This is a genomic window from Dyella terrae (assembly GCF_022394535.1).
Classification (GTDB): Bacteria; Pseudomonadota; Gammaproteobacteria; order Xanthomonadales; family Rhodanobacteraceae; genus Dyella.
Map to the genome: position 1 here is coordinate 2026409 of NZ_CP089414.1, position 25077 is coordinate 2051485.

Sequence of the window (25077 nt, forward strand, 5' to 3'; positions counted from 1 at the left end):
TGCCATGTCCCGTACACAGGACATCGTGAAGCTGGAGCGCCGCCGTTTTCTGCGCGCGGCGCTCACAGGAGGAGCGGTTGCTGCCATCGGAGGCTTTGCACTTCCCGCGCTATTCAAGCGTGGCGCGATAAGCGGTGAGGCGATGGCGGCCACACCTGCAGCCACCGGCGCGGACGTATTGCTGGCCTGCTTTGCCGACGACGGCCACAAGCTGGGCGTATGCCATGTGCGCAAGCTAGTGCTCAACGATGCCCAATGGCACGAACGGCTAAGCGATGACGCGTACTACGTGATGCGCCGTGCGGGTACGGAGCGCGCCTTCAGCGGCCCGCACGAAAAAACAGGACCCGGCCTGTATCGTTGTCCCGCATGCGACACTGCGTTGTTCGACGCCGCAACGCAGTTCGATTCCGGCACAGGCTGGCCGAGTTTCTGGCAGCCCATCGCCAAGCAGAATGTGATCGAGATCCACGACAGCACGTTTGGCATGGACCGCATCGCGGTGACGTGTGCGGGCTGCGATAGCCATCTCGGGCATGTGTTCGACGATGGCCCGCCGCCGACAGGGCTGCGTTATTGCATGAATTCGGTAGCGATGCGGTTTGTGCCCAGGGCATCGTAGAACGCGCTTAAGAGATGAGCAGCCGCCGTTAGAGGGCAGCATCACTGCCCTCTCCATCGGGTATACGCGAGCGCGTTTTTACTGTGTTGGCTTTGCCCGATAAGGGGCGAGGACGGATGCGTCCTCGAACAAGCCGCAGGGCAGCAAATAGCGCGGATCCCGACCTTCCGCGAGCAACTCGCGGATGCGTGTCGCGGAAATCTCCAGCGGCGTCACCGCCAGTTCGATGACTTTGCCTGCTGGCAATTCGTGCAGCTCCCTCGTATCGGTCGTGCGACGAGGGAGTATCTCCACGGCCAGATCCACGGACCACTTGGCATCGATACCGGGGCGATTGAGTACGCCAATATGTGCATAGTCAAACAGATCGCGCCAGCTCTGCCAGCTCGGCAGGCCCGCGAATGCATCGGCGCCTAGCAGCAGGACCAGCGGTCGCTCGCCCAGTTCATCGCGCAGTTCGCGCAAGGTGTCGATGGTGTAGGACGGACCTTCGCGACGCAGTTCGCGCGTATCCAAGGTGAGGCGGTCCTGCCCTTGCAATGCCGCCTTCAGCATCGCCACGCGCTGTGCCGGCGATGCGGTGGGCGCGTTGCGATGTGGAGGCACGTGCGCGGGCATCAGGCGCACGTCGGCATCGAGCAGTTCAGACGCCTCCCAGGCTACGCTGAGATGGCCCAGGTGCACCGGATCGAAGGTGCCACCAAAGAGCGCGAGCGGCTTCATGCCAGTGCGCCGGCCGCCCGTGGTTCGGCGATGGCGGCGATCAGGCGCTCGGCTTCCAGCCAGGCATTGCCCTGCTCACGCCCTTTTGCCATACGGTCGATACGTGCCGCGCGCGCGAGGCACTGCAACCAGTGCTCGCGCGGTGCACGACGCAGTGCCTTGCGGAACAACTGCTCGCGTGCCGGCCAAAGGCGTTCGGCGCGGGCCTGCGCAGCGAAATCGCGCGCGTTGGCAAGCCGAAGCGCGAGCTGCAATTGATTGACCAACCAGCCCATCAGGCCGATCAACTCTTCGCCCTCTGCATGCAGGCCAGCGAGGATGTGCAACGCGCGCCCGCCGTCGCCCGCGAAGGCCGCATCGGTGAGTTTGAACGCATCGTAGCGGGCACTATCGGCGACAAGGTTTTCCATTTCCTTCGCATCGATCTTGCCTTGGCCGTGCAGCACGACCAGCTTGTCGATTTCCTGCGCCGCCGCCAACAAATTGCCCTCGACGCGCTCGGCCAGCAGCATCGCTGCGTCCGGTGTGGCCGACAGCCCGCGCGAGGTGAGGCGTGCGCCAATCCATGACGCCCATTCGTTTGGCCGGGGTGCGTTGAACACCACCAAAGCACCGGCTGCATCGAGGTTCTTGGTCCAGGCGCCTTCGTGCTTGCTGCTCCAGTCCATCGCGGTGATCAGCAAGGTGACATCCGGCGGCGGGTTGGCGCAGAACTCGTTGATGGCCTTGGCGCCCTCGGTACCGGGACGGCCGGTAGGCAGGCGCAGATCCAGCAGGCGACGGGTGGCGAACAAGGACATGCCTGCCGCAGCACGCGCCAAGTCGTCCCAATCGAAGTGGTTGCCTACGTCCAGCACCTCGCGCTCGGCATAGCCGAGCTTGCGCGCCTGGGCACGGAGGGCATCCGCGGCCTCCAGCACCAGCAGCTCCTCGCCCGCCAGCAGATACACCGGCAACAGGTGATCAGCGGCTAGCGATTTCTGCCATTGCGTGGCGTTGAGCGGCATGGTCCGGTGGCGTACTTAGTGCGTGCTGCTGGACGAAGCCGGCTGCGTGGATTGAGCGGGCGGTGCGGCTTCTTGCGCAGCGGCCGCGGCGGCCGTCTGGCCAGGATGGCGCCCGGCGGCTTGCAGTCGGAGCAAGATGGCCGTGACCATGTCGTCGTTGAGGCTGCCCTGGATCGCTTCGACCTGAGCCGACGTACCGATGGTATTGGTGGGGTCGTAGCTGAAATCACGCTGCAGATCGATGCGCTGGCGTGGCACCAAAGGCTGGCCCGCGCCGTCATGCACTTCAAACTGCACCTGGTAGCGCACCGTGTATTCGGTGACACGGGCGGCGCCGTTCACCGTCAGCGTATCGGTGCTGAAGTAGGCAGCGGGAACATTGAGTTCGGCAATGTCGACACCGGCCTTCTCTTCCACCGTGATACCGGAAGCCGCCAATGTGCGTTCCAGACCGCGCAGCAGGTTGTTGTTATTGTTCACCGTTACATGCACATGCTGCATGGCAGGCGGCAACGCCACGTTCTGGCGCAGATGGAATCCGCACGCTGCCAGCGAGAGGACGGACATCAACAGCAGCGAAGCTTTGAACACACGGCTCATGGATTTCATCCTGCGACGATGTTGACGATCTTGCCCGGCACCACGATCACCTTGCGCACGGTCTGGCCTTCCAGGAAGGCGGCCACGTTCGGCTGTACCAGCGCCAGCGCCTCGGCCTCTTCCTTCGAGGCGTTGGCGGCGACTTCGATGGTACCGCGCAATTTGCCGTTGACCTGAACCGCAAGCGTGAGCGAGTCGCGCACCAGCGCGGCGCTATCCACCTTCGGCCACGGCTGGTCTTCCAGCACGGACTCTGGATGGCCCAGCACCTGCCACAAGGTGTGGCTGACGTGCGGCACCACCGGGTTGAGTAGCAGCACCATAGCTTCCAGCGCCTCATGGCGCACGGCGCGGCCCTGCTCGCTCTGGTCGTTGAACTTGTTCAGCGCGTTGAGTAGTTCCATCAGCGCGGCGATGGCCGTGTTGAAGGAGTGGCGGCGACCGATGTCGTCGCTGACCTTCTGGATGGTTTCGTGCAACTGGCGACGCAGCGTCTTTTGCCCTGCGTCCAGCGCTGTCGGGTCGACCACCGGATGGTCCGGCTGCGACGCATGCGTGGTCACTTCGCGCCAGAAGCGACGCAGGAAACGCGCCATGCCCTCGACGCCCGCTTCGCTCCATTCCAGCGATTGCTCCGGCGGTGCAGCGAACATGGAGAACAGGCGCACCGTGTCGGCACCGAACTTGTCCACCATCGCCTGCGGGTCGATGCCATTGTTCTTGGACTTGGACATCTTCTCGGTACCGCCGATCTTCACCGGCTGGCCGTCGCTCTTGGAGCGCGCACCGATCACGCGAGCCTTGTCATCGCGCTCGATCTCCACGTCGGCCGGATTGATCCAGTCCTTCGAGCCATCGGCGTTGTCGCGGTAGAACGTCTCAGCAATCACCATGCCCTGGCACAACAGGTTGGTGGCCGGCTCGTCCGTCTGCACCAGGCCCGCGTCACGCATCAGCTTGTGATAGAAGCGGAAGTACAACAGGTGCAGGATGGCGTGCTCGATGCCACCGATGTACTGGTCGACCGGCAGCCAGTAGTTGGCGCGTTCGTCGACCTGATCGTTTGCACCGGGGCTGGTGTAGCGCGCGTAGTACCAGCTCGACTCCATGAAGGTGTCGAAGGTGTCGGTTTCGCGCTCGGCCGGACCACCGCACTGCGGGCAGGTGGTCTTGCGCCATTCCGGATCGGCCTTGATCGGCGACTGCACGCCGGAGAAAGCGACATCTTCCGGCAGCACCACCGGCAGTTGATCTTCCGGCACCGGCACGGCATCGCACGTAGGACAGTAGATGACGGGAATCGGGCAGCCCCAGTAACGCTGGCGGCTCACACCCCAGTCACGCAGGCGCCAGTTCACGCGGCGCACGCCCTTGCCTTCGCGCTCGAAGCGCGCGGCCATGGCTTCGAAGGCCTGGCTGTAATCCATGCCATCGAATTCGCCGGAGTTGACCAAATAGCCGCGCTCGGTGAAAGCGCTGTCTTCCTGGATGCTCGCTTCGAACGATTCGATCAGTTGCACCGCTGCGGAGGTTTCATAGGCGTCGATGTTGCCGCCACCCAGCGCTGCGCGCATCGGGTCAGCGCCCACGCCCTTGGACAGGTCGTGCTGGATCTCGGCCACCGCATCGAGCACAGCGCGATCGACCACCACCATGCGGATCGGCAGGCTGTACTTCTGGGCGAACTCCCAGTCGCGCTGGTCATGGCCGGGTACGGCCATCACTGCGCCGGTGCCGTATCCCCACAACACAAAGTTGGCGACGAACACCGGGATCTTCTCACCGGTGAGCGGATGGATGGCTTCGATGCCGGTATCCATGCCGCGCTTTTCCTGCGTCTCCAGCTCGGCTTCGGACACGCCGCCGTGCTTGAGCTCTTCCAGGAAGGCAGCCAGTTTCGGGTTGTCCTGCGCGGCCTTGATGGCCAGCGGATGCTCACCCGCAATGGACACGAAGGTCACGCCCATCAGCGTATCGGGGCGCGTGGTGAAGACGGTGAGCGGTTCGCTCTCGCCTTCCACGTCGAAATGGATTTCCAGACCCTCGGAGCGACCCACCCAGTTGCGCTGCATGGTCTTCACTGCATCGGGCCAGCCGGGCAGCGTATCCAGACCGTCGAGCAGCTCCTGCGCGTAGTCGGTGATCTTGAGGAACCACTGCGGAATCTCGCGCTTTTCGACCAATGCGCCGGAGCGCCAGCCGCGGCCGTCGACCACCTGCTCATTGGCGAGCACGGTCTGGTCCACCGGATCCCAGTTCACCACCGCGTTCTTGCGGTAGGCCATGCCCTTCTTCATCAACCGCGTGAACATCAACTGTTCCCAACGGTAGTAGTCAGGACGGCAGGTGGCGAACTCGCGCGTCCAGTCATACGCAAAGCCCATGCGCTGCAACTGGGCGCGCATGTGTTCAATGTTCTGGTAGGTCCACTTGGCCGGCGCGGTCTTGTTTTTGATCGCGGCGTTTTCGGCGGGCAGGCCGAACGCATCCCAGCCCATCGGCTGCAGCACGTTTTTGCCTTGCATGCGCTGGTAACGGCTGATCACGTCGCCGATGGTGTAGTTGCGCACGTGGCCCATATGCAGTGCGCCCGAGGGATACGGGAGCATGGAAAGGCAGTAGAACTTGGGCCGTGAGGCGTCTTCCTTCACCTCGTAGGCGCGGTGATCGCGCCAATACGTCTGAGCGGCGGTTTCCACCGCCTGCGGCTGGTAGCCGTGCTCGTTGGCCTGGTCCTGGTTGCCTTGGTCCTGAATGTCCTGCATGTGTGTCCGGCGCCGTAAGTTTTGCGGGCTGCCACCGGCCTTTCCGGCAGTCAGCTGTGAACGGGGCAGACTAGCAGAATTGGGGTCCGTTCATCGCCAAACGGTGGCAAAACGGCGCCAGAACAAGATCTTCTGCAGGAGTGCACGGATGCGCTCCTGCAGGTGCAGAGGCTCAGCCCTCGGGGCAGCGGGCCGACTGCCCAGCCGCAACTGCGCCGGCCACGGCGCCGATCTGGCTGGCGAGGCGGTTGATCGCCTGCTGATGGCCTTGCACCAGGGCGTCATACCCCTCGCTCACCGTTTCATTGATGCGGCTGGTGCAGGCCAGCGGATCACCGCCCTTCAACGGGCGCACGCTCCAGGCCGCATCGATATACGCGTAGCTGCCCGGCACGGAGTCGAAGCGCCGCACATCGAGCTTGATGCGGACCGTGGACTGGCCCTCGCTGGGCAGGCCGGTGACATCCTGGGCGCGGAAATCCCGGGTGAGGTCGGCGGACAGCGCCCCGCGCACCTCGTCGCCGAGCGGCGCAATCCAGCGCTGGCCCTGCAGCACGGCCACGCCCTGCCCGCCCTGACGCACCACCATTTGTGGCTGATCAACCTGTGCCGGCACAGTGACCGGCAGCAGTTCGAACTGGAACGGTCGTGAAGAAGGCGCCGACGTAGCATCACCACCGGCCGGAGGCACCAACGTGTAGTAGCGCACGGGCGGCACCGAACCGCAGGCACCCAGTACCAGCGCCAGTCCGGCGATGGCCAGGTTCAGAGTTCCCCAGCGGGTCATGGCTTGCTCCCTTGTGTTGGCGCGTCCTGCGGCGGAGGCGGCAGCGGTGCCTGTAATGGCTTGTCGTCGGCACGGCGGCCACGCAGCAGCGCGTCCGGATGGTCGCCCAGATAATCGGTCAACACGCGCAGCGAACGCGCGGCGCGCTGCAGCTCCTGCAGACTGCCACCGAGGTTCTGCTGCAACTGCGAGTCCGGCGCGAAAGCGTTGTTGGCGTTGCCCAGGGTCTTCTGCGCGCCTTGCAGCGTGGTTTTCACTTCAGGCAATACGCTGCCGTTGACCTGTTGCAGCGTCTTGTGCAGCTCGCTCAGCGTGTCGTTGAGGTTGTTGCCGATGCTGTCGAACGGAACCTTCTGGATCTTGCTGACGATGTCGGCGATCTGCTGCTGGATCTTGTCGAAGTCACCCGGTGCCGTCGGAATTTCCAGCGGCTTGGCGCGACCGTCGAACTCAACCTTCGGCGCCTTGGGCAGAAAGTCCATAGCGATATAGAGCTGTCCCGTGAGCAGGTTGCCGGTGCGGGCCTGCGCACGCAGGCCATGGTCGACCAGGCGCCCCATCATCTGCGACATCTGCTCGTCGTCACCCTGCGCCTTCGCCAGGGCCATCAACTTGTCATGCGCTTTGCCAAGGCGTGCGGGGTACACGACCGCGCCCACAATGGTCGGGAAAGTCTGGGTCTTCTCATCGAAGTCGAGGTTGATCGACACCACCCGGCCAAACGGCACGCCCAGGAACTCCACCGGCGCGTCCACGGTCAGGCCGCGCAGCGATTGGCTGAAGCGCATGCGGATGTAACGCGGCTCCCCGTCCGGCGGTGCCATGGCCGTCGCCATGTTGTTGAACAAGGTGAAGGCGTCGTTCTCTTGCGCGGGGGAGGCGTCGTGCGGCCCCGGCGGATCCTGGAATGCCACGCCGCCCGCCAGCACGGTGGCGAGCGACTGCGTGTTCACCTTCAGGCCATCGGCGCCCAGCGACACATCTACGCCGCTGGCGTTCCAGAAGCGCGAGGAGGTGGTGACGAATTGGTCGCTGGGTGCATCAATGAAAATCTGCAGCGTGACGCCCTTGCCATCCTTGTTGAGGTGGTAGGAAGACACCCGACCCACCTGGATGCGGCGGAAGTAGATGGGCGAGCCGATATCCAGCGAGCCGAGGTCGTCGGCATGCAAGTCGAAGGTTTTGCCCGGCGCGCCATGCGTCACCGGTGGAGGGGATTCCAGGCCGACGAAGTCGTCCTTGGGTTCCTGTGACTGGCCCACGTCCGCGCCGATGAACGCACCGGACAGCAGCGTGTCGATGCCGGAGACGCCACCCAGGCCAATCCGCGGACGCACCACCCAGAAGCGCGAGTCCGCCGTGGCGAAGCTCTTGGCGCTCTTTTCCAGCGCCACCTTGGCCACCACGTGGGTGCGGTCCTCGCTCAGCCGCACAGTGGTGACCTTGCCGATCACCACGCTTTTGTATTTGACCGGCGTCTTGCCAGGGTCCAGCCCCTCTGCGCTCTGGAAGCTCACGCTGATGGTGGGGCCGGCATCGGACCATGCGTGGATCACCAGCGAAAGGCCCACCAGCGCCGCGATGATCGGCACCAGCCAAACCAATGAGGCGTTGATGCGCGGCCGCTGTACTACGGGCTCGGGCAGGCCTTCGGCGATATTCTTGTCATCAGTCATCGAAGTCTCTGCCATCCCAGATCAAACGCGGATCGAACGTCATCGAGGCGATCATGGTAATCACCACGGTGAGGCCGAAGAACACTACACCAGGCAGGGGTTCCACCTGGCTGAAGAAACCGAACTGCACCAGCGCGGTGAGCAGCGCCACCACGAATACGTCCAACATCGACCAGTAGCCGATGAACTCCACCAGCCGGTAGAGCTTCGACCGCTGACGCTGCGCCCACTTGCTGCCCCGCTGCGAGCTGATCAGCAGCAGGCTCAGCGCGAAGAATTTCAGCACCGGCACCATGATGCTTGCGGTGAAGACGATAATGGCGAGATCGGGCGATCCCTTGACCCACAATTCGATGATTCCGCTAAGAATGGTGTTGTCATCGACATCGCCCAAGCTCACCGTGCGCATGATGGGCAGCACGTTGGCGGGCACGTAGAACATGAAGGCCGCGATCAACAGTGCCCAGGTGCGGGTATAGCTGCTCGACTTGCGCTTGTGCAGTACCGAGCCACAACGCGGACACACAGCGTTGTCGCCCTTGACGTCCCGGCAGACCAGCCGGCAGACATGGCAACCGATCAGGCCGAGGTCGCTGGCGCGGGGCAAGTCGGTCATGCCGGCGTCTCCTCAGTGAGATCCCACAGGCGGCGCACGTCGATGCTGGAGAACGCGGTGATGATGAGCATCAGCACACCATAGGCGAAGATGCCCGGGTTGGGCAGCACGTCGAAATACATATGGGCCTTGACGATGGCCACCAGCGCGCCGAGCACGAACACTTCGCTCATGGTCCATGGGCCGATGCGGTAAAGCAGCACCATCACCGCACGGAACCCGGGCGCGCGCCGTCGCTGGCGGGCAAACAGCAAGACCCAGAACAGCAAACTCATTTTCAGGATGGGAAAGAAGAACAAGGTCAGTGCGGCAATGACCGCCACTACTTGTGAATGCTCCTGCCACATCATCGTGATGCAGCCCCACAGCGTGGCGCTGATCAGCTGGCCGTTGAGCCCCAGCGTCACGATGGGCCAGATGTTGGCCTGCACGAAAGCGATCATCGCCGTGATCACAAGTGCCAGCATGCCGTTCACATTCAGGCTGTGATGCCGGGCGAGGATGGCGTCGCAGCGCGCGCAACGTGCCACTTCGCCACGGGCCAGCTTGCGACGACGGTATACCGTGTCGCAGTGCTCGCAGATCCACAGAGTGGGTGGGGCGATGGCGGGCTTGATGCCTTGCGGTGGCATGGTCATGTGGTGATTTTCGCAAATATCCGAGCTTTCGCCGATAGGGTTCGGTCAGATGGCCTCCAGCGGGCCAGCGGCGGGGGTTCGCAACCTTGATATGCTGGCCGGTGCCCTGATGTGGAGGGCATCCGTCAACGGGAGTTCCCAGTGAGTGCCACAACCGCCGATACGCATGTTTTTGACGTGCGCGAGGACAATTTCGAAACCGAGGTGCTGCAGGCCTCGCTGACCACGCCGATCCTGGTGGACTTCTGGGCGGAATGGTGCGGCCCGTGTAAGACATTGGGCCCGATGCTGGAGAAGCTCGCTGGCGAGTTCAACGGCGCGTTCCGGCTGGCCAAGGTGGACGTGGACAAGTCGCAGCAATTGGCGGCCATGTTCGGCATCCGCAGCATTCCCACGGTGATGCTGGTCAAAGATGGCCAGATCGTCGATGGCTTTGCAGGCGCTCTGCCCGAAGGCCAGTTGCGTGAATTCCTGCAACGGCATGTACAGGCGCTCGACGGCGCGGCCAATGACCATGACGTGGAAGTTGTACCGGAATCGCCGGAAGAGGCCATCAATCGCCTGCAACAGGCCATTGCCGCCGAACCCGAGCAGGCCGAACTGAAGCTGGATCTCGCGCTGGCGTTGATGCGCGCGGGCCATGCGGATGCGGCCGAGGCAGAGCTGAGCTCGCTGCCTGCCAACCTTGCCACCGACGCTCGCGCCGTGCGCCTGCGCAGCCAGCTCGACCTTGCCCGTGCGTTGGCCGGCGCACCGTCGCTGCCCGAATTGCAGCAGCGCGTGCAGGCGGATGCCGGTGACTGGGCCGCCCGCGATCTGCTGGGCGTGCGCCTGCTGCTGGAGGGTGACGCCGCTGCCGGTCTGGATCAGTTCCTTGCCATCCTTGGGAAAGCGCGCGACTGGAATGATGGCCAGGCCAAGAAGCGCCTGCTGGCTGCGTTCACTACCCTCGATGACGCCGAGCTGGTGGGTAGCTACCGCCGTCGCATGGCGTCCTTGTTGTTCTGAACCTCCGGGCCGGCATCACCACTGGGTGATACCGGCCCCTCCCCTCACGGTGAGCCGGCGGCCACCGAACCACCTGTTCCAATGTTGCGGCCCAGGAACTGCGTGACGCGCTGGAGCAACTCCGCGTTGTTCTTTTCGTCGTAGAACCCGTGCCCTTCATCGGCCTTGTACAGCCACTCATAAGCAATGCTGCGCTTATCCAGTGCGGCACGCATGTGCTGGGCATGTATCGGTGGGACGCGTACATCTTTGCCACCGGCGATAAGCAGAACGCTGGCTTTCAGGCGATCCACCTGATTCACCGGTGACGCGGCAGACAAGGCCTGCTCGTCGTTACCCAGTCTTGAGCGCCAGAAGCTCCGTGCCGATGTGTTTTCCGAACCATCGCCCTGCGTAAGCATCAGTGGCAGGTCATACACGCCAACGTAGCCGATCGCGCAACGGTAAAGATCGGGCTCCTTCATGACACCTTCGAGCGCCGCATAGCCGCCATAGCTGCCGCCAAAGATGCAGACATGACCTTGCGTGGTGATCCCCTGCTTGATCGCCCATTGCGTGGCATCGGTGACGTCGTCCTGCATTTTGCCGCCCCACTCGCGATAGCCAGCCGCCATGAATCCGTCACCGTAGCCGCCCGAGCCCCGGTAATTCACCTGCAGCACGGCATAACCGTGCGTGGCCAGCGCCTGCACCGTGGGGTCGTACTCCCAGTAGTCGCGAATACCGAAAGGTCCACCATGGATAAACATCACCAAGGGGAGATGCTTCGCCTCTTCCTTGCCGGGCGGCATGCTGAGGTAGCCGTGGATGGTGAGCCCGTCACGCGCCTTGAACTCAATCGGCTGCATGGCCGCCATCTGGTTGGGCTTGATCCAACTTGCTCGCTGCAGTAGTGCTTTCGCCTGACCGGTGGTGTTGTCCCATAGGTAAAACGTACCCGGATCCATGGACGAGTACGCCAGCGCGATCGCTTTGCTGCCATCGCGCGAATGCGACACGAAGCGAACACTCTCGCCCGGCATCGAGCGTGACAGCAAACCCATCGCCTTCATGGTGTCGGAGCCGGGAACGAACGCCTCGGCCGTTGGCGCATCCGGATCGGAATACGCGCCGACCACATCCATGCCGTCGAGCGTATAAATGAGCCGCGTCATTTCGGTAGTGGCGCTGCTCCATACCGGCTCGCCCAACTTCTGGGTGGCGATATCCCACAGACAGAGCGCGGCCACCTTGCCGGGGGCCGCGCAGGTCATGTACACCTTGCTATCGTCGCGGCTGAAATCGATAGGCAACGGCACGGATTTTTCGGTCGAGCCCTGGAACAGCAGGGTCCACGGCTTGCCGTCTCCCTCACGGTAATACACCGCCGGGTAGGCGTGACTGTCATAGCCTTCCGCGAAACGCACATTCCCATGGTTGTCGGTGACGAACCTCGCGTTGCGTAACGGCGCCTTGCCCAACGGCCGCTTGGAACCGTCATTGACGTCGAGCAGGTAAATGTCTTCGAAAGCGCCTTCAGCGCCGGTTTCCCAGGGTGTAACGGCGATCAGGATGTGCTTGGGATCATCGCGCACCGTAGCTATGACCTGCGCACTGGCACGCTCGGACTCCGCATGCTGGATATGGCTGCCGCCCCTATCGTTGCCCCCTGCGCGATAACCAAACAAGAGTTTCGGATTGGTCCCATCACCATCGACGGCGAAGATCTCGCCAGTGCTGAATGGACGATCCCAGCCGGACACCTTGGTACCTTCTGTATAGACCACGCGGTTGTCGCTGGCCCACCAGAAGTTGACGATCTGGTTGCCCTCGCGCGGCGTAACCATGCCGCCTTTCATGGTGTCGAGATCAAACAGCGCCAACAACGGTTTGTCCTTGACCACCGTTGCCGCAGCGATGTGATGACCATCGGGCGAGATCTTCACCTCGCTGTATTGCAGATGGCGCGCAAGGTCTTCAAACGCGACGCCTGAGGCAAATACCGGATACGACAAAACACTGAGCACGCAGAAGGCTGCGCGCCGAATTCCGTTTTTCATTTGTCCCCTCTCCTGTGCGGCGACACCCCTCGCGTCGCCGGCGGAAGTATAGGCACGAAATTCCGCCGAGGTGAAAGCAGAACACGGCATTTCCGTGCTTTCCTTCGGCTTGATCAGTGAACCCTCACGCATGCCATACGCATGCGTATGTTTCGGCTATAGTTAGCCTCCCGTCATCGCCCCACTATGCCCATGCGCGCATCCACTTTCCGCCGCCTGATGAACCTATGGCCGCCCTTCCTGTTCAACAGCATCCGCGTCCAGCACGTATCGGAAGACTGGTCGGAGCTGCGCGTGGTACTGCGCTTGCGTCCCTGGAACCGCAACTACGTGCGCACGCAGTTCGGCGGCAACCTGTTCGCCATGACCGATCCTTTCTGGATGCTGCTGGCCATGCATCAGCTAGGCAATGACTACTTCGTGTGGGACAAGGCCGGGGCGATCGACTTTGTCGCGCCGGGACGCGAAGACGTCTACGCCCACTTCAAGTTGGAGCCCGCGGTAGTCGACGAACTGCGCGCGGCGGCGGCAGGCGGTGACAAGGTATTGCGCTGGTTCGATGTGGACGTTGTCACACGTAGCGGTGAAGTGGTGGCTCGCGTGCGCAAGCAGTTGTACGTCAGGCTCAAGCCGAAGGCGCGCTGAGGGCCCCATCGCCCGGTTTCATTCGCGTTCGAAGCGAGCAATATCCTCGAGCATGCGCTCGGCGCGCCGCACGCCGGTGCCGGCAAACTGGTCTTCCATCCAGCGCCGCTTACCCAGCCGACGCAGCACCACGTAGACCAGCGCGACAATCGCCAGGGACACGCCACCGCTCAATGCCATCCATGGCACCAAGCCGTGCGCGTGATCCCAGTAGTCATGCCCCACGCGATCAAAGTCGTACTGGATCAGGATCAGCATCACCGGAATCCAGATGACGCTGCCCAGCACTGCGAACACCGGCGCCTCCACCCGCACGCGCCAGCGCCGCAGCTCCGCCAACCGACGCTGGATGTCGAGCACGGGTGAGGCATAGTCGATCCCGTTCAGCAGGCCCAGTAGGCGGCCCGCGAAGATCGCTGCAAGCGTGCCAAACACCTGCAGCGCGATGCCGCTGCCGAAAGCCACCGGCGTGTGCAGATGCGAGCTCCACACGCTCACGCCCCACAACAGCAACGCAATGCCCAGCGCTAGTTGCACCGATTGCCACCAGCGCATCGGACCCAGGCCCCTGCGCAGGCGGTCCATGCGTTGATCGCGCAGGATCTGCCACTGCAACGCCTGCTGATCCACCACGCGTCGATCCAGCTCACGCCAGGCGGCTTTCAGTTCTTCCAGTTCCATGCTCATGTCCTCGCCTTCGGTGCGCTGGCCATATGGCTGCGCAGGGTTTGCTTGATGCGGCCCAGCTTGGTGGCTATGTTGGTTTCACTGATGCCGAGAATCTCGGCCATCTCGGCGTAGCTGCGGTCTTCCAGGTACAGGAGGATGAGCGCGCGGTTCAGCGCATCCAGCTCGCCGATGACGCGATAAAGCAACACCAGGCGCTCGTCTGGCTCCGGTGACGGCTCGCCGCCGATGGTGTCCAGGTGGTGCGACTGCAGCGGCTCAAGCCGCTCGGCACCATCCATGCGGCGCAAACTAGAGATCGCCACGTTCAGTGCGATGCGATACAGCCAAGTCGAGAACCGAGCCCGCCCAGGGTCGTAGCTGGCAAACGAACGCCACAACTGCACGCAGATCTCCTGCACCAGGTCGTTTCGGTCGTCCGCACTCCTGGCATAGAGGCTGGCAACCTTCAGCACGATGCCGCGGTGCTCCCGCAGCAGCACCTCAAATGCCTGATGTCGATGATCGCCTGCCATGCACTCGCCCCCGGATGTCCTTCCATGATTCGCCTGCGCGCAAAATAAATCACACCCGAGGCGAAACGGGCGGGCGGCGCGGGCTGCCCTACAATGCGGCGTCCCTCACCTGGCCCCTCCCCCATGAAACGCCTGCGCATCAAACGCTATCTGTTCACCGGCCTGCTCACGTTCATCCCTCTGTGGGTGACGTGGGTGGTGTTCAAGTTTGTGCTGAGCATGCTCGCGGGCATCGGCACGCCACTGGCCTCCGCGCTGTTGGCTACCTTATCGTCCGCCTCGCCGTGGGCGGGCATAGCGCTCAACAATGCATGGCTCACCTTTGTGGTGGCGCTACTGCTGACGCTGGGCGTGCTGTATCTGCTGGGCTGGCTGGCTAACCGTGTGATCGGTCAGCGACTGATCGACGGTTTTGATGCGGTGCTGGCACGCATCCCGCTGGTGCAAACCATCTATGGCGGCACCAAGAAACTCATGGCCGTGCTGCAACAGAAGCCGTCCGGCGTGCAGCGCGTGGTGCTGATCGACTTTCCTCGCCGTGGCATGAAGGTGGTGGGCTTTGTCACGCGGGTGATGATTGAAGAAGGCACCGGCCGCGAGATGGCCGCCGTCTATATCCCCACCACGCCCAACCCGACCGGCGGCTACCTGGAAGTGGTGGCGGTGGACGAACTGACGCCCACCGACTGGACCATGGATCAGGCCATGGCTTTCATCATTTCCGGCGGTGCAGTTGCGCCTGATACCTTGCCAGCTTCGCCGGCCGCCTTGCGCAAGGCCTCTCAGGACGCGGAGTAAATCTACGCCGCCTCAGGCTACCACTTCGAATGGCCGCATCATCTCGTTCGATGCGTGCTCCAACAGATGGCAGTGCCACACATATCGGCCCGTGTAGCCTTCGAAGGTGATGATGTAGCGCGTCACCATGCCGGGATAGACCTGCGCAGTGTCCTTCCAGCCTGCTTCGTGCGGCGGCGGCGGTTGCGCCGGGCCGGTATAGCGGACGGTCTTCGACTCCAGGTACTGATCCACATCGAACGGGCGCCGATCGAGAATCTGGAAGCGCACCAGATGCAGATGGATCGGATGCGTGTCCTCGGTGAGGTTGAGGAAGCTCCAGATCTCCGTGCTGTTCAGCCGGGGCTTCTCGCTCACCGGGTCATGCCAATGCTTGCCGTCCAGCAACATCAACATGGGCTCGGCGACGCAATCGGCATATTCGTCGATGGTCAGCACACGGGTATTCGTCGCGCTCGCTTCCGTCATGCGCGGCACGTCGCGCAGCACCGGCGGCAGGTGGCTGTCGTCATCGACCTGCCCCGCCGCCACTTTGAACTGCATCAACGGCAAGGCGTCGGTCATCAGTTCGATGGCGCTGCCGCCCATGCCGGCGAAATCCATCACCAGATCCGCCCGCTCGCCCGGCGCGAGAAACAGGCTGGTCTGCTGCACCGGTGCGGCAAGCAAGCCCTGATCGCTACCAATCTGCAAGAACGGTTTCTGTCCGTGCAGGCTCAACCGGAAGAAGCGGCCATTCGCCGCATTGAGCACACGGAAGCGGTAGCGACGGGCCTGCACGTCAAGGCGCGGCATCAGCGCGCCGTTCACCAGCATCACGTTGCCGAAAACCTCGGGCACCCATGGCGAATCGCTCACGCCGGATACCGGGTAGTAGAGCTGCCCGTCCTCGGTCAGCAGACGATCCGTGAGCACCAGCGGCAACTCCTGCTCGCCATGGGGCAGGCCCAGTGACAGCTCATGCGCGTCGCGCAGCAGATACATGCCGAACAGACCCGCATAGAGGTTCAATCGTTCGATGCCCATGGTGTGGTCGTGGTACCACAGCGTCGCCGCGTCCTGGCGGTTGGGATAAGTCTGCTTGAGCGATTGCCCTGGCACGAACCAATCGGTGGGATAGCCGTCGTCCGTTGGCGGAACCCGCGCACCGTGGACATGCACCACGCCACGCACTTCCGGCTTGTCCGGCTCGGCACCGCATACGTGATGGTCGATGGGCAGGAAGTGATGCTGCGGCAGGCTGTTGGTCCACTCCACCTGCACCGCTTCTCCGCTGCGCGCTTCGATGGTGGGTCCCGGCATGGTGTTGCCGTAGGTCCATAACCGTGTCGGCGGCAAATCGCGATGCAGGCGCTGCGTGCTTTCGCGCATCGCGATGCGCAGCGGCGTGCCCGCCTTGGGACGAAGCACTTCCGGCACCGGCAAGGGATCGACGAATGGTGTCAGACGCGAGGGGTCAAGCAGCTTTGGCACGCTGGTCTGGTCGGCCACAGCATGCTTGCAAAGACCGCCTGACTTCGCGGCATGCATGGCCATATGCATGGGCGCACCGAAAGCGCGCAACGCGCCCGTACCTGCCACAAGCCCCATGCCCTGGAGAAAACGACGACGCGAGGGATGCAAGGTTCACCGCCTCTGTAGAAAAAGGAAACGCCCCGGACCGATGTCCGGGGCGTTGAAACAAGCTATCAGATCAACCGCGCGGCGAATGCGGCTGGCTGGCCCAGGGCCACGGCTTGGGCTGCTTCACCGGCTGGCCGGTCTGTTCGTCCAGGATCAGCTTGCGGTGTTCCGGGAAGGGCTGGAAGAAGTCGAACATGTGCTCCAGCGAACCGGACACGGCATCGAACGAACCGCCGCCAAGACGCTCGCCACGCAGCCAGTTGTCTTCGATGAAGCGAGTCACCGAGGTCTGGTCCGTCAGTGTGTGGTCCACGTGATTGCTGCGTGCCCACGGCGAGATCACCAGCAGCGGCAGGCGGGGACCAAAGCCGCAGCGGCCCTGCACGGGCTGGCCGTTGCTGTTGACGCCCGGCAGCGTACCGCGGGCATTGCAGATGCCGGTGCCATCCAACGCATCGGACGACGTGCTCGAGGCATTCACACGCGGCGCAGCCTGATGGTCGTACCAGCCGTCGGAGTCGTCATAGGCGATCACCACCGCGGTGTCGCGCCATTCCGGACTCTTCTGCAGGAAGTTGATCACGTGCACGATGAACTGCTGTTCGTCCAGCGGATCGGAATAACCAGCGTGGCCGTCCTGATAGCCGGGCGCCTTGAGGAAGCTCACCGCCGGGAAGTTGCCTGCTTCCACGGCTGCGTAGAAGTCGTTCGTATCGTACTGGTGGTTCGCCGCATCGCCTTGGTGGCCGATCATGGCGACCGAGGTCGGGCGCACGTGGGTCGGGTTGGCGGTGGACGGGTAGTACTGGAACGGCTGGTGATGCGGGATGTAATCGGCCTTGTTGGTTTGCGTCACGGTCGACACCGTGCTGCGCTTGCAGCCGGTGGTGCCGTTGGTGTTCACCGTCGCGAGGTCGAAACCGCCCTCGAAGAAGCCCCACGTTACGCCGGCGCTATTCAGCAGGTCGCCGACGTTCTTGCCGCCGAGCTGCACTTGACTGCCACTGGGCGAGGAGCACACGTCACCGATCGGATCGGCGTCGCTGACCAGGGTCTGGCCGCCCTGGCCGTCGTTCACCAGCACTGAGCTGCCATTGAGCGACTGCGTCACGCCGTTGGTCTGGCCGGAAACGAGGTTGATCGCGCCCGGCGTGGACGGACCGAACGTGCTGCCGTAGCTGTTGTCGTTCAGTGCGAACCACTGCGCGTAGTTCCACATGGCGGTGACGGTGTTGCCGTCGTAGTAGCCCATCACCTGCCCGTTGCCTTCCTCGTCAGCCGGCGCACCCGGCAGGGTTTCACCCGAGCCGGTGTACTTCGGGAACAGATCCATCGCGCCGCCATTGAATGCCTGCTGTTCCGGGCCGTAATCGTGATCCTGGTCGGCCGTGGCGGCTTGCGCGCGCGACAAGCGGAACGGGTTGACCGCACCGGTGCCATTCGCGCTGTTGTTCTTGTTGGGGTTGTTGGTCAGCAACGCATTGCTCAAGCCATTGACCTTCGGCGTGAACGGACGCGCGTAGAAGGACGGCTCGCCCTGACCGTTCGCCGCGTTCGGGTACGTAGCGAAGTAATGATCGAAGGAGACGTTCTCCTGGAAGATCACGACCAGATGCTTGATCGGAGTGGACGTATGGACGTCTCCACCGTGATGCCAGCTCGCATCGGCCAGCGTCTCGGCGTGAACAGGAATCTGGGCAAGGGATACGGCGGAAAGACTGAGAACGCACGCGGCAATGCAGACTGCGAGATTGTTTCGCATGAAGAGCTCCCTACGGTCGCGGTGGTGCGCTTCCCCTCAAGCGCTGATGCCGCGGACGATAGGCGTGCAAGGTGACAGGCGAATAACAAAAATCATCGCATTTTCCTGCGATTTTCGCGGTGAGACGCTTACCGCAAAAGCGCCGCAGGCGCTGGCGCGAGCAACACATTGAGCAAGCCCGCCAACACTATGGCGAGGCAGGCGACACTGCCCTCTCCCGAGCCGATGTCGCAAGCCTTCGCTGTGCCTGCGCGACGAACCGATGGTCGCCCTGCTCCCGCTGATGCATCTACGCGCCGGTGCTAAGCGGTTCCGGCTGGAATGACTGCACGACTCGCCGATGATCCTGCTCGAAGAAGGCTTTGCGCTGATCCGGCTGATCCGTGAGGCTTGTGCCCGCCGGGCCGTAGTCCCCAAGGAAACCGTGCGCTGCGCGCAGGTGGATTTCATCCTGGCCCTGGTTGCCGGCGGCGTCGCCCTGCTCCCGCAACGGGTGGTGGACGAGCGCTCCCTGGCTAGCCTTGCCGCACTGTCGCTGGCCGGCAACGACCCGCGCTGATGGTGCTGGCCTGGCGGGCAGGGCATCGCCCCATCCCCCGCTACCCGCGCCTGGCTCGCCCTGGTTGCAGGCAAGCCCCCTGACCTTTGACACTGTCTGGACCATGACTTGCGGCCTAGCCTGAAAAGTCATTCACGCGATGCCGGGTAACGTCAGGGACCTCAGGCCTCGCTACCACCCCTGGCTGCCCCGCAGCCAACGAATCCACAGAGGGAGTTCCATGACCAAACCGTATATGAAGCCCATCGCGCTCGCCGTGAGCCTCGCCCTGTCGCTTAGCGCCTGCGGCAAGCATGAGGACGCCGAGAAGGCCCCCGCCGCCAGCAGCACCGCGCCTGCGCCCGCCAGCACCGCTGCCACCGCAGCCGCTGCGCCCAAGAGCGTGTTCGACATCAGCGAACTGGATAGCAATATCCAGGCGTGCCAGGACTTCAACGGTTTCGTCAACAGCAAGTGGGTCGCCGCCAACCCGATCCCGAACGATCGCACCCGTTGGGGTGCTTTCGACAAGCTGGCCGAGGACAGCCTCAACACCCAGCACGACATCGTCGATGCCGCCGCCAAGGACCCCGCCAGCGCCCAGGCCGGCTCGATCCAGCAGAAGATCGGCTACCTATACGCCTCCGGCATGGACGAGGCCGCCATCGAGAAGGCTGGCTTCGACCCGATCAAGCCCAAGCTTGACGCCATCGCTGCGCTGAAGTCGGGCAAGGATGTCGCCAGCTACATCACGCAGAACTTCACCACGGGCGACATGCAGGTGTTCCAGTTCGGCTCCGGCGCCGACTTCAAGGACGCCAAGATGCAGATCGGCTTCACCCAGCAGGCCGGTCTGGGCCTGCCGACCAAGGATTACTACAGCGACGCGAAGTACAAGGACATCCGCGACGCGTACGTGGCCCACATCGTCAAGACGCTCGAGCTGACCGGCGTGTCCGAAGCCGATGCGAAGAAGCAGGCGGACCAGGTGCTCTCGTTCGAAACCGAGCTGGCCAAGGCCTCGCTGGCGCCGGTGGAACTGCGCGCCCCGGAAAACCAGTATCACTTCGTCACCATCAAGGAAGCCGACAAGGTCACCCCGCACTTCAGCTGGGAAGATTTCTTCAAGGCGCAGGGCGTGACCGTCGACAAGGGCTTCTCGCTGTCGCAGCCGAAGTTCTTCGCCGCGTTTGACAAGCTGCTCACCAGCGCACCGGCGGACCAGTGGCAGGCTTACCTGCGCTTCCACACCATCGACGATGCCTCGCCGTTGCTCAGCAAGACCTTCCAGGACAACCGCTTCGACTTCTACGGCAAGACCCTCGCCGGCCAGCCGGAGCAGAAGCCGCGCTGGAAGCGCGTGCTCAGCGGCGTGAACGAGTCGATGGGTGAAGCACTGGGCCAGCTGTACGTGGCCAAGGTGTTCACGCCGGAAGCCAAGGAACGTGCGCAGGTGCTGGTGGACAACGTGCGCAACGCGCTGAAGGCACGCATCCAGAACCTCGACTGGATGAGCGACGCCACCAAGGAAAAGGCCATCGCCAAGTGGAGCACCTTCCTGCCCAAGATCGGCTACCCGGACAAGTGGCGTGACTGGTCGGGCCTGGACGTCAAGTCGGGCGACTACTACGGCAACGTGATGGCCGCCGCCAAGTTCAACTACCAGTACGACCTGAACAAGATCGGCAAGCCGACCGACCGTAAGGAGTGGGGCATGACCCCGCAGACGGTCAACGCGTACTACAACCCGACCGACAACACGATCAACTTCCCGGCCGCGATCCTGCAGCCGCCGTTCTTCTATGCCAACGGCGACGACGCGATCAACTACGGCGGTATCGGCGCCGTGATCGGCCACGAAGCCAGCCACGGCTTCGACGACGAAGGCAGCCAGTTCGACGGCGAAGGCAACAACGTCAACTGGTGGACGAAGGAAGACCGCGAGAAGTTCGACCAGCGCACCGATCGCCTGGTGGCGCAGTTCAACGACTACGCGCCGATCAAGGACAAGCCGGATGCGCACGTCAACGGCAAGCTCACCCTGGGCGAGAATATCGCCGACCTGGGCGGCCTGAACGTGGCGTACGACGCCCTGCAGGATGCACTGAAGAAGAACCCGCAGGAAGCCGGCGAGAAGATCGACGGTTACTCCGAAGACCAGCGCTTCTTCCTGAGCTGGGCTCGCGTGTGGCGCGGCAGCGTGCGTGAAAAGCAGGCCCTGCTGTACCTCAACACCGACCCGCATGCACCGGCCTCGCTGCGTGCGATTGGCGCTCCGTCCAACATGGAAGCCTTCGCCACGGCGTACCAGTGCAAGCCGGGCGACACCATGGTGCGTTCGGGCGACAAGCAGGTGAAGATCTGGTAATACGTCGCTGACGTTTAGACGTCCGTAACGACAAAGGGCGCTGCATCATGCAGCGCCCTTTTCTTTTGCGAGAGTGTGACTATTTGCGTCGTGCGCGGCGCGCTTCGTACGCCTTCAGATGCGCATACGCGGTGCGCAACATCGGCAGCTCGGCTGCCGTCGCTTTCGACCGCGTCAGCAGATCGCCAACCACGTGGTCCGCTTCGACAGCGCCACCCTGCTCCAGATCTCGCATCATCGAGGCACTCAACGCAGAGCCTTTCTCGGTCAGCACGCCGCGCGCACGCGCCAGCACTGTCTCGCTCGGCGCATGCCCGTTGTGTTCGGCCACGCTGCGGCAATCCTCCAGCAGTTGGAGCGTGGCTTGCTCGCCACCGGACGCAGCCATGATGTCACCTACCGGTGCGCGCATCAGACAGGTGATACCGGCCAGCGAGGCCAGAAACACCCATTTGTCCCACATGTCCTGCAGAATGGTGGTGCTCAGGCGCGGCTCGAACTTCGCTTTCGACATGGACGTGAGAATCTCTTCCACGCGCTCCGAACGCGAACCGTCACGCTCGCCGAAGGTGACGCTGTGCGACTGGTTGAGATGGCGCACCGTGCCCTGCGCATCCAGGGTGGCGGCAATAACGCACTGACCACCCAGCACACGCTCCTTGCCGAACCGTGCATCCAGCAGATCGAGATGACGCATGCCGTTGAGCACGGGAAGGATGACTGTGCTGGACCCCACTGCCGGCGCCATGTCCTCGATCACCTGTGGAAGGTGGTAAGCCTTACAGCTCAGCAGAATCAGGTCATAGGTTTCGCGCAGATCGCCAGCTTGCACGGTGGAGGGATTTGGCAACGTGGCGTCGCCCAGACTGCTGCGAATCACCAGGCCATGCTCGGCCAGTTGCGCGGCGCGCTTCTCGCGTACGAGAAAAGTCACGTCCTCCCCGCTTTCCAACAGGCGTCCACCGAAATAGCCGCCTGTGGCGCCCGCACCGATCACCAGAATGCGCATGGTTCAACTCTCCTTGATCACAAGCGAGAGAGCGTACGCCAAGCAGATACCTGTGCCCTATCGACCAAAGATGGAAAGCCAATAACAGCAAGAACTTGCGATTAATTGCAACTCATTCTCATTGGCAATAACATTAAAAAAAGATCTTGCTGGCGGGTTTTCACAGGTAACGGATCACCCGATCAGGCAACGCACTACCCAACCCCTTTTCCAGTCATTGCAGCGATCGACGCCTGCCGCCGCTACTCGTCGAATCGCCCGGTGTTGCTTCGGCTGACCGGACTTCCACCATTACGACGAGCACTTCATGGCCCACATCTCCAGCCGCAAGCACCCTGTTACCCGCCATGCGTTGAGCGCGGCTACCGCCACCCTGATGACCGGCATGGCCCTCACTCAACCGGCGCTGGCGGCCGATGCGCCTGCCGACACCACCACGACCACCACAAACGCAAAGAATCTGGATGGCGTGCAGGTGCAGGCATCCACCACGAGCGACTACAAGGTCGACAACCTGTCCTCGCCCAAGTACACGCAGCCCATCCTCGACACCACGCAGACCATCAGCGTGATCAGCAAGGATCTGTTCCTGCAGCAGGGCGCCACCACGCTGACCGAAGCGCTGCGTAACAGCCCGGGCGTGGGCACGTTCTACGTCGGTGAGAACGGCACCACCTCGACGGGTGACGCAATCTACATGCGTGGCTTCGATACCTCGGGCAGCATCTTCGTCGATGGCGCGCGCGATCTCGGTACCATTTCGCGCGACGTGTTCAATACTGAGTCGGTGGAAGTGATCAAGGGCCCGGCCAGCACCGACAACGGCCGCACCGCACCGACCGGCGCGATCAACATGGTGAGCAAGCAGCCTGAACTGGCGAATGGCGTCAGCGCATCGTTATCGTATGGCAGCGCCGACCAGCGCCGCGTCACCGCCGACTGGAACCAAGCCGTTTCCAACACGTCCGCCTTCCGCCTCAACGTGATGGGACAGGACAGCGGCGTACCGGGTCGCGACCAAGTGGAGAACAACCGCTGGGGCGTCGCGCCGAGTTTTGCGTTCGGCCTGGGCACCGCCACGCGCGTGTACGTCGACTACATGCACATCAAGCAGAACAACGTGCCCGACGGCGGCGTGCCCACCATCGGCCTGCCCGGTTACAGCAGTCCTGATCCGAAGCGCCCCTTCCTCGGCAATGCGCCGGAAGTGGATTCGTCGAATTTCTACGGCACCACGGCGGACCACGATCACGTGACCGCCGACATGTTCACCACGCGCATCGAACACGACTTCAACGACCAGCTCGCGGTCCACAACACCTTCCGCTGGGGTCGCACCGCCGAGGATTACCTGCTCACGTCGTTCATGGGCACCGCGGCGAACCTGCTCACGCCGAACCCGACCGATCCGTCGACCTGGACCATCGCGCGTAGCAATCCGACGTTCAAGCATCAGGCCAATCGCATCATCACCGATCAGGCCAACCTCACTGCCACCTTCGAGACGGGCGCGATCACCCACAACCTCAGCACCGGCATCGAATTGACGCAGGAGAAGGCCACCACCGTCGGTCTCGCCGCGCTCAACGGCACGACGTGGCCCGCGGCCAACCTGTACGACCCGAACTGGGATGTCAGTGGACTCAACTACGGCCAGACCGGCGCTTACAGCAACGCCAAAACCAATACCGCATCGGCGTACGTGTTCGACACGCTGAAGTTCGCCGAGCACTGGCAGGTGAATGCCGGCGTGCGTATGGACCACTACGACACCGATTATTCCAGCATGGTCCAGTGTGGAGCGAAGAATGGACCGGTGTGCGGCACATTGCCGACCGGTAGCGTCGTGCAGGGTCTGGATACGAAAGCGGGAGACAACCTCTGGAACTGGAAGCTCGGCGTGCTCTACAAGCCGATGCCGAACGGCTCCTTCTACCTCAACTACGCCGTGTCCGCCGAGCCTCCGGGCGGTAACACGCTCACGCTGTCGAGTTCCGCCAACAGCCAGGACAACCCCAACCTGCAGCCTGAGCGCGCCCGTACTTACGAAGTGGGCACCAAGTGGGAACTGCTCGATGAGAAGCTCCTGCTCACCGGCGCGCTGTACCAGACAACAGTAAGCAACGATCTCGTGCAGGATCCGGTAACCCTGCTCTACTACCAGATCGGCCAGAAGCGTGTGCAGGGTGTGGAATTGAGCGCCGTCGGCAAGCTCACCGAAAACTGGGCGGTAAGCGCAGGCTTCACCACCATGAATGCCAGCGTGCTCTCGGGCACGGCCGTGGCCGAGGATGGCTCCTCCGATCTCGCCTATACGCCGAAAAAGGCCTTCACCAGTTGGACCAGCTACCTGCTGCCGTTTGGCCTGACCATCGGCGGCGGCGCGCGCTACAACGGTGAAATGCAGCGTGGCACCGACAGCGCCATCGGCACACCCGCGTACACGAAGGCCTATTGGGTGGTCGACGCCATGACGTCCTATCCCATCAGCAAGAACTTCGACCTGCGCCTCAACGTGTACAACCTGTTCGACAAGGACTATGTCGCGGCGATCAACAAGAGCGGCTACCGTTACACGCCAGGCACGCCGCGCTCGGCCATGATCACGGCGAACATCCGCTTCTGAAGAAACGCACGTCGCCGTCCCGATG

The 25077-nt window shown here is 63.0% G+C and carries 21 protein-coding genes and 1 pseudogene; 7 read left to right on the forward strand and 15 right to left on the reverse strand.

Annotated features, from left to right (window positions below):
• Nucleotides 1-4 precede the first annotated feature (4 nt).
• Nucleotides 5-622 (forward strand): peptide-methionine (R)-S-oxide reductase MsrB, encoded by a 618-nt coding sequence (gene msrB, locus DYST_RS08615; protein WP_239951318.1) that lies wholly within the window; start codon nt 5-7, stop codon nt 620-622.
• Between the two features lie 78 nt (nt 623-700).
• On the opposite strand, the gene nadD is transcribed toward msrB, so the two are convergent.
• The 8 genes from nadD to DYST_RS08655 form a co-directional block, all read right to left on the reverse strand.
• Complete coding sequence (nadD, locus tag DYST_RS08620) at nt 701-1345, reverse strand: nicotinate-nucleotide adenylyltransferase (RefSeq protein ID WP_239951320.1); 645 nt, start codon at nt 1343-1345, stop codon at nt 701-703.
• Complete coding sequence (holA, locus tag DYST_RS08625) at nt 1342-2352, reverse strand: DNA polymerase III subunit delta (protein ID WP_239951321.1); 1011 nt, start codon at nt 2350-2352, stop codon at nt 1342-1344. The genes nadD and holA overlap by 4 nt, the downstream gene beginning before the upstream one ends.
• Nucleotides 2353-2367: 15 nt before the next feature.
• Complete coding sequence (gene lptE, locus DYST_RS08630) at nt 2368-2952, reverse strand: LPS assembly lipoprotein LptE (RefSeq protein WP_239951322.1); 585 nt, start codon at nt 2950-2952, stop codon at nt 2368-2370.
• 5 nt (nt 2953-2957) lie between these two features.
• Nucleotides 2958-5717 carry a leucine--tRNA ligase gene (gene leuS / locus DYST_RS08635; protein ID WP_239951323.1) on the reverse strand — a complete coding sequence of 920 codons (2760 nt, stop codon included), beginning with the start codon at nt 5715-5717 and terminating at the stop codon, nt 2958-2960.
• A gap of 172 nt (nt 5718-5889) precedes the next feature.
• A complete protein-coding gene (locus tag DYST_RS08640) occupies nt 5890-6504 on the reverse strand; it encodes a PqiC family protein (RefSeq protein WP_239951324.1) in 615 nt (204 codons plus the stop codon).
• Nucleotides 6501-8180, reverse strand: a complete 1680-nt coding sequence (locus DYST_RS08645) for an intermembrane transport protein PqiB (RefSeq protein ID WP_239951325.1) — start codon at nt 8178-8180, stop codon at nt 6501-6503. Before DYST_RS08645 ends, DYST_RS08640 begins: the two co-directional genes overlap by 4 nt.
• Complete coding sequence (locus DYST_RS08650; RefSeq protein ID WP_102302540.1) at nt 8173-8796, reverse strand: paraquat-inducible protein A; 624 nt, start codon at nt 8794-8796, stop codon at nt 8173-8175. The genes DYST_RS08645 and DYST_RS08650 overlap by 8 nt, the downstream gene beginning before the upstream one ends.
• A complete protein-coding gene (locus tag DYST_RS08655) occupies nt 8793-9434 on the reverse strand; it encodes a paraquat-inducible protein A (RefSeq protein ID WP_102302541.1) in 642 nt (213 codons plus the stop codon). Before DYST_RS08655 ends, DYST_RS08650 begins: the two co-directional genes overlap by 4 nt.
• Before the next feature lie 141 nt (nt 9435-9575).
• Between DYST_RS08655 and trxA the strand changes: the two genes are divergently transcribed.
• Nucleotides 9576-10442, forward strand: coding sequence for a thioredoxin (trxA, locus tag DYST_RS08660; RefSeq protein ID WP_102302542.1), 867 nt, complete (start codon nt 9576-9578; stop codon nt 10440-10442).
• 44 nt (nt 10443-10486) lie between these two features.
• On the opposite strand, the gene DYST_RS08665 is transcribed toward trxA, so the two are convergent.
• On the reverse strand, nt 10487-12481 hold the full coding sequence (locus DYST_RS08665; RefSeq protein WP_239951326.1) for an alpha/beta hydrolase family protein: 1995 nt from the start codon (nt 12479-12481) through the stop codon (nt 10487-10489).
• Between the two features lie 192 nt (nt 12482-12673).
• Here DYST_RS08665 and DYST_RS08670 point away from each other — a divergent pair, with 192 nt between their 5' ends.
• Nucleotides 12674-13126, forward strand: a complete 453-nt coding sequence (locus DYST_RS08670; RefSeq protein ID WP_239951327.1) for a DUF4442 domain-containing protein — start codon at nt 12674-12676, stop codon at nt 13124-13126.
• A gap of 18 nt (nt 13127-13144) precedes the next feature.
• Here the strand turns inward: DYST_RS08670 and DYST_RS08675 are convergent, their stop codons facing one another.
• On the reverse strand, nt 13145-13813 hold the full coding sequence (locus DYST_RS08675) for a hypothetical protein (protein WP_239951329.1): 669 nt from the start codon (nt 13811-13813) through the stop codon (nt 13145-13147).
• On the reverse strand, nt 13810-14328 hold the full coding sequence (locus DYST_RS08680) for an RNA polymerase sigma factor (protein WP_239951331.1): 519 nt from the start codon (nt 14326-14328) through the stop codon (nt 13810-13812). Before DYST_RS08680 ends, DYST_RS08675 begins: the two co-directional genes overlap by 4 nt.
• A 123-nt stretch (nt 14329-14451) precedes the next feature.
• Between DYST_RS08680 and DYST_RS08685 the strand changes: the two genes are divergently transcribed.
• Entirely contained in the window at nt 14452-15126 is a 675-nt protein-coding gene (locus DYST_RS08685; protein WP_239951333.1) for a DUF502 domain-containing protein, read from the forward strand.
• 12 nt (nt 15127-15138) lie between these two features.
• On the opposite strand, the gene DYST_RS08690 is transcribed toward DYST_RS08685, so the two are convergent.
• The 3 genes and pseudogenes from DYST_RS08690 to DYST_RS24170 all read right to left on the reverse strand — a co-directional run.
• Entirely contained in the window at nt 15139-16749 is a 1611-nt protein-coding gene (locus DYST_RS08690) for a multicopper oxidase family protein (RefSeq protein ID WP_239951335.1), read from the reverse strand.
• Nucleotides 16750-16819: 70 nt separating this feature from the next.
• A complete protein-coding gene (locus DYST_RS08695; RefSeq protein WP_239951337.1) occupies nt 16820-18511 on the reverse strand; it encodes a phospholipase C in 1692 nt (563 codons plus the stop codon).
• A gap of 128 nt (nt 18512-18639) precedes the next feature.
• Nucleotides 18640-18750, reverse strand: a pseudogene (locus tag DYST_RS24170) (LrgB family protein); the annotation flags it as partial.
• A gap of 86 nt (nt 18751-18836) precedes the next feature.
• Here DYST_RS24170 and DYST_RS08700 point away from each other — a divergent pair.
• Together DYST_RS08700 and DYST_RS08705 are read left to right on the forward strand one after the other, a co-directional pair.
• Entirely contained in the window at nt 18837-19070 is a 234-nt protein-coding gene (locus DYST_RS08700) for a LysR substrate-binding domain-containing protein (protein WP_286670833.1), read from the forward strand.
• Nucleotides 19071-19290: 220 nt separating this feature from the next.
• A complete protein-coding gene (locus DYST_RS08705) occupies nt 19291-21417 on the forward strand; it encodes a M13 family metallopeptidase (protein ID WP_239951340.1) in 2127 nt (708 codons plus the stop codon).
• 79 nt (nt 21418-21496) lie between these two features.
• On the opposite strand, the gene panE is transcribed toward DYST_RS08705, so the two are convergent.
• The gene (gene panE, locus DYST_RS08710) at nt 21497-22426 is read right to left on the reverse strand and encodes a 2-dehydropantoate 2-reductase (protein WP_239951342.1); all 930 of its coding nucleotides are present in this window, start codon (nt 22424-22426) and stop codon (nt 21497-21499) included.
• 307 nt (nt 22427-22733) lie between these two features.
• On the opposite strand from panE, the gene DYST_RS08715 reads away from it, so the two are divergent.
• The gene (locus tag DYST_RS08715) at nt 22734-25052 is read left to right on the forward strand and encodes a catecholate siderophore receptor Fiu (RefSeq protein ID WP_239951344.1); all 2319 of its coding nucleotides are present in this window, start codon (nt 22734-22736) and stop codon (nt 25050-25052) included.
• Nucleotides 25053-25077 lie beyond the last annotated feature (25 nt).

Excerpts from the sequence above, each read along its gene's own strand:
- msrB (WP_239951318.1), top strand. The coding sequence starts at position 5 with ATGTCCCGTACACAGGACATCGTGAAGCTGGAGCGCCGCCGTTTTCTG.
- nadD (WP_239951320.1), bottom strand. The coding sequence starts at position 1,345 with ATGAAGCCGCTCGCGCTCTTTGGTGGCACCTTCGATCCGGTGCACCTG.
- holA (WP_239951321.1), bottom strand. The coding sequence starts at position 2,352 with ATGCCGCTCAACGCCACGCAATGGCAGAAATCGCTAGCCGCTGATCAC.
- lptE (WP_239951322.1), bottom strand. The coding sequence starts at position 2,952 with ATGAGCCGTGTGTTCAAAGCTTCGCTGCTGTTGATGTCCGTCCTCTCG.
- leuS (WP_239951323.1), bottom strand. The coding sequence starts at position 5,717 with ATGCAGGACATTCAGGACCAAGGCAACCAGGACCAGGCCAACGAGCAC.
- DYST_RS08640 (WP_239951324.1), bottom strand. The coding sequence starts at position 6,504 with ATGACCCGCTGGGGAACTCTGAACCTGGCCATCGCCGGACTGGCGCTG.
- DYST_RS08645 (WP_239951325.1), bottom strand. The coding sequence starts at position 8,180 with ATGACTGATGACAAGAATATCGCCGAAGGCCTGCCCGAGCCCGTAGTA.
- DYST_RS08650 (WP_102302540.1), bottom strand. The coding sequence starts at position 8,796 with ATGACCGACTTGCCCCGCGCCAGCGACCTCGGCCTGATCGGTTGCCAT.
- DYST_RS08655 (WP_102302541.1), bottom strand. The coding sequence starts at position 9,434 with ATGACCATGCCACCGCAAGGCATCAAGCCCGCCATCGCCCCACCCACT.
- DYST_RS08665 (WP_239951326.1), bottom strand. The coding sequence starts at position 12,481 with ATGAAAAACGGAATTCGGCGCGCAGCCTTCTGCGTGCTCAGTGTTTTG.
- DYST_RS08670 (WP_239951327.1), top strand. The coding sequence starts at position 12,674 with ATGCGCGCATCCACTTTCCGCCGCCTGATGAACCTATGGCCGCCCTTC.
- DYST_RS08675 (WP_239951329.1), bottom strand. The coding sequence starts at position 13,813 with ATGAGCATGGAACTGGAAGAACTGAAAGCCGCCTGGCGTGAGCTGGAT.
- DYST_RS08680 (WP_239951331.1), bottom strand. The coding sequence starts at position 14,328 with ATGGCAGGCGATCATCGACATCAGGCATTTGAGGTGCTGCTGCGGGAG.
- DYST_RS08685 (WP_239951333.1), top strand. The coding sequence starts at position 14,452 with ATGAAACGCCTGCGCATCAAACGCTATCTGTTCACCGGCCTGCTCACG.
- DYST_RS08695 (WP_239951337.1), bottom strand. The coding sequence starts at position 18,511 with ATGCGAAACAATCTCGCAGTCTGCATTGCCGCGTGCGTTCTCAGTCTT.
- DYST_RS08705 (WP_239951340.1), top strand. The coding sequence starts at position 19,291 with ATGACCAAACCGTATATGAAGCCCATCGCGCTCGCCGTGAGCCTCGCC.
- panE (WP_239951342.1), bottom strand. The coding sequence starts at position 22,426 with ATGCGCATTCTGGTGATCGGTGCGGGCGCCACAGGCGGCTATTTCGGT.
- DYST_RS08715 (WP_239951344.1), top strand. The coding sequence starts at position 22,734 with ATGGCCCACATCTCCAGCCGCAAGCACCCTGTTACCCGCCATGCGTTG.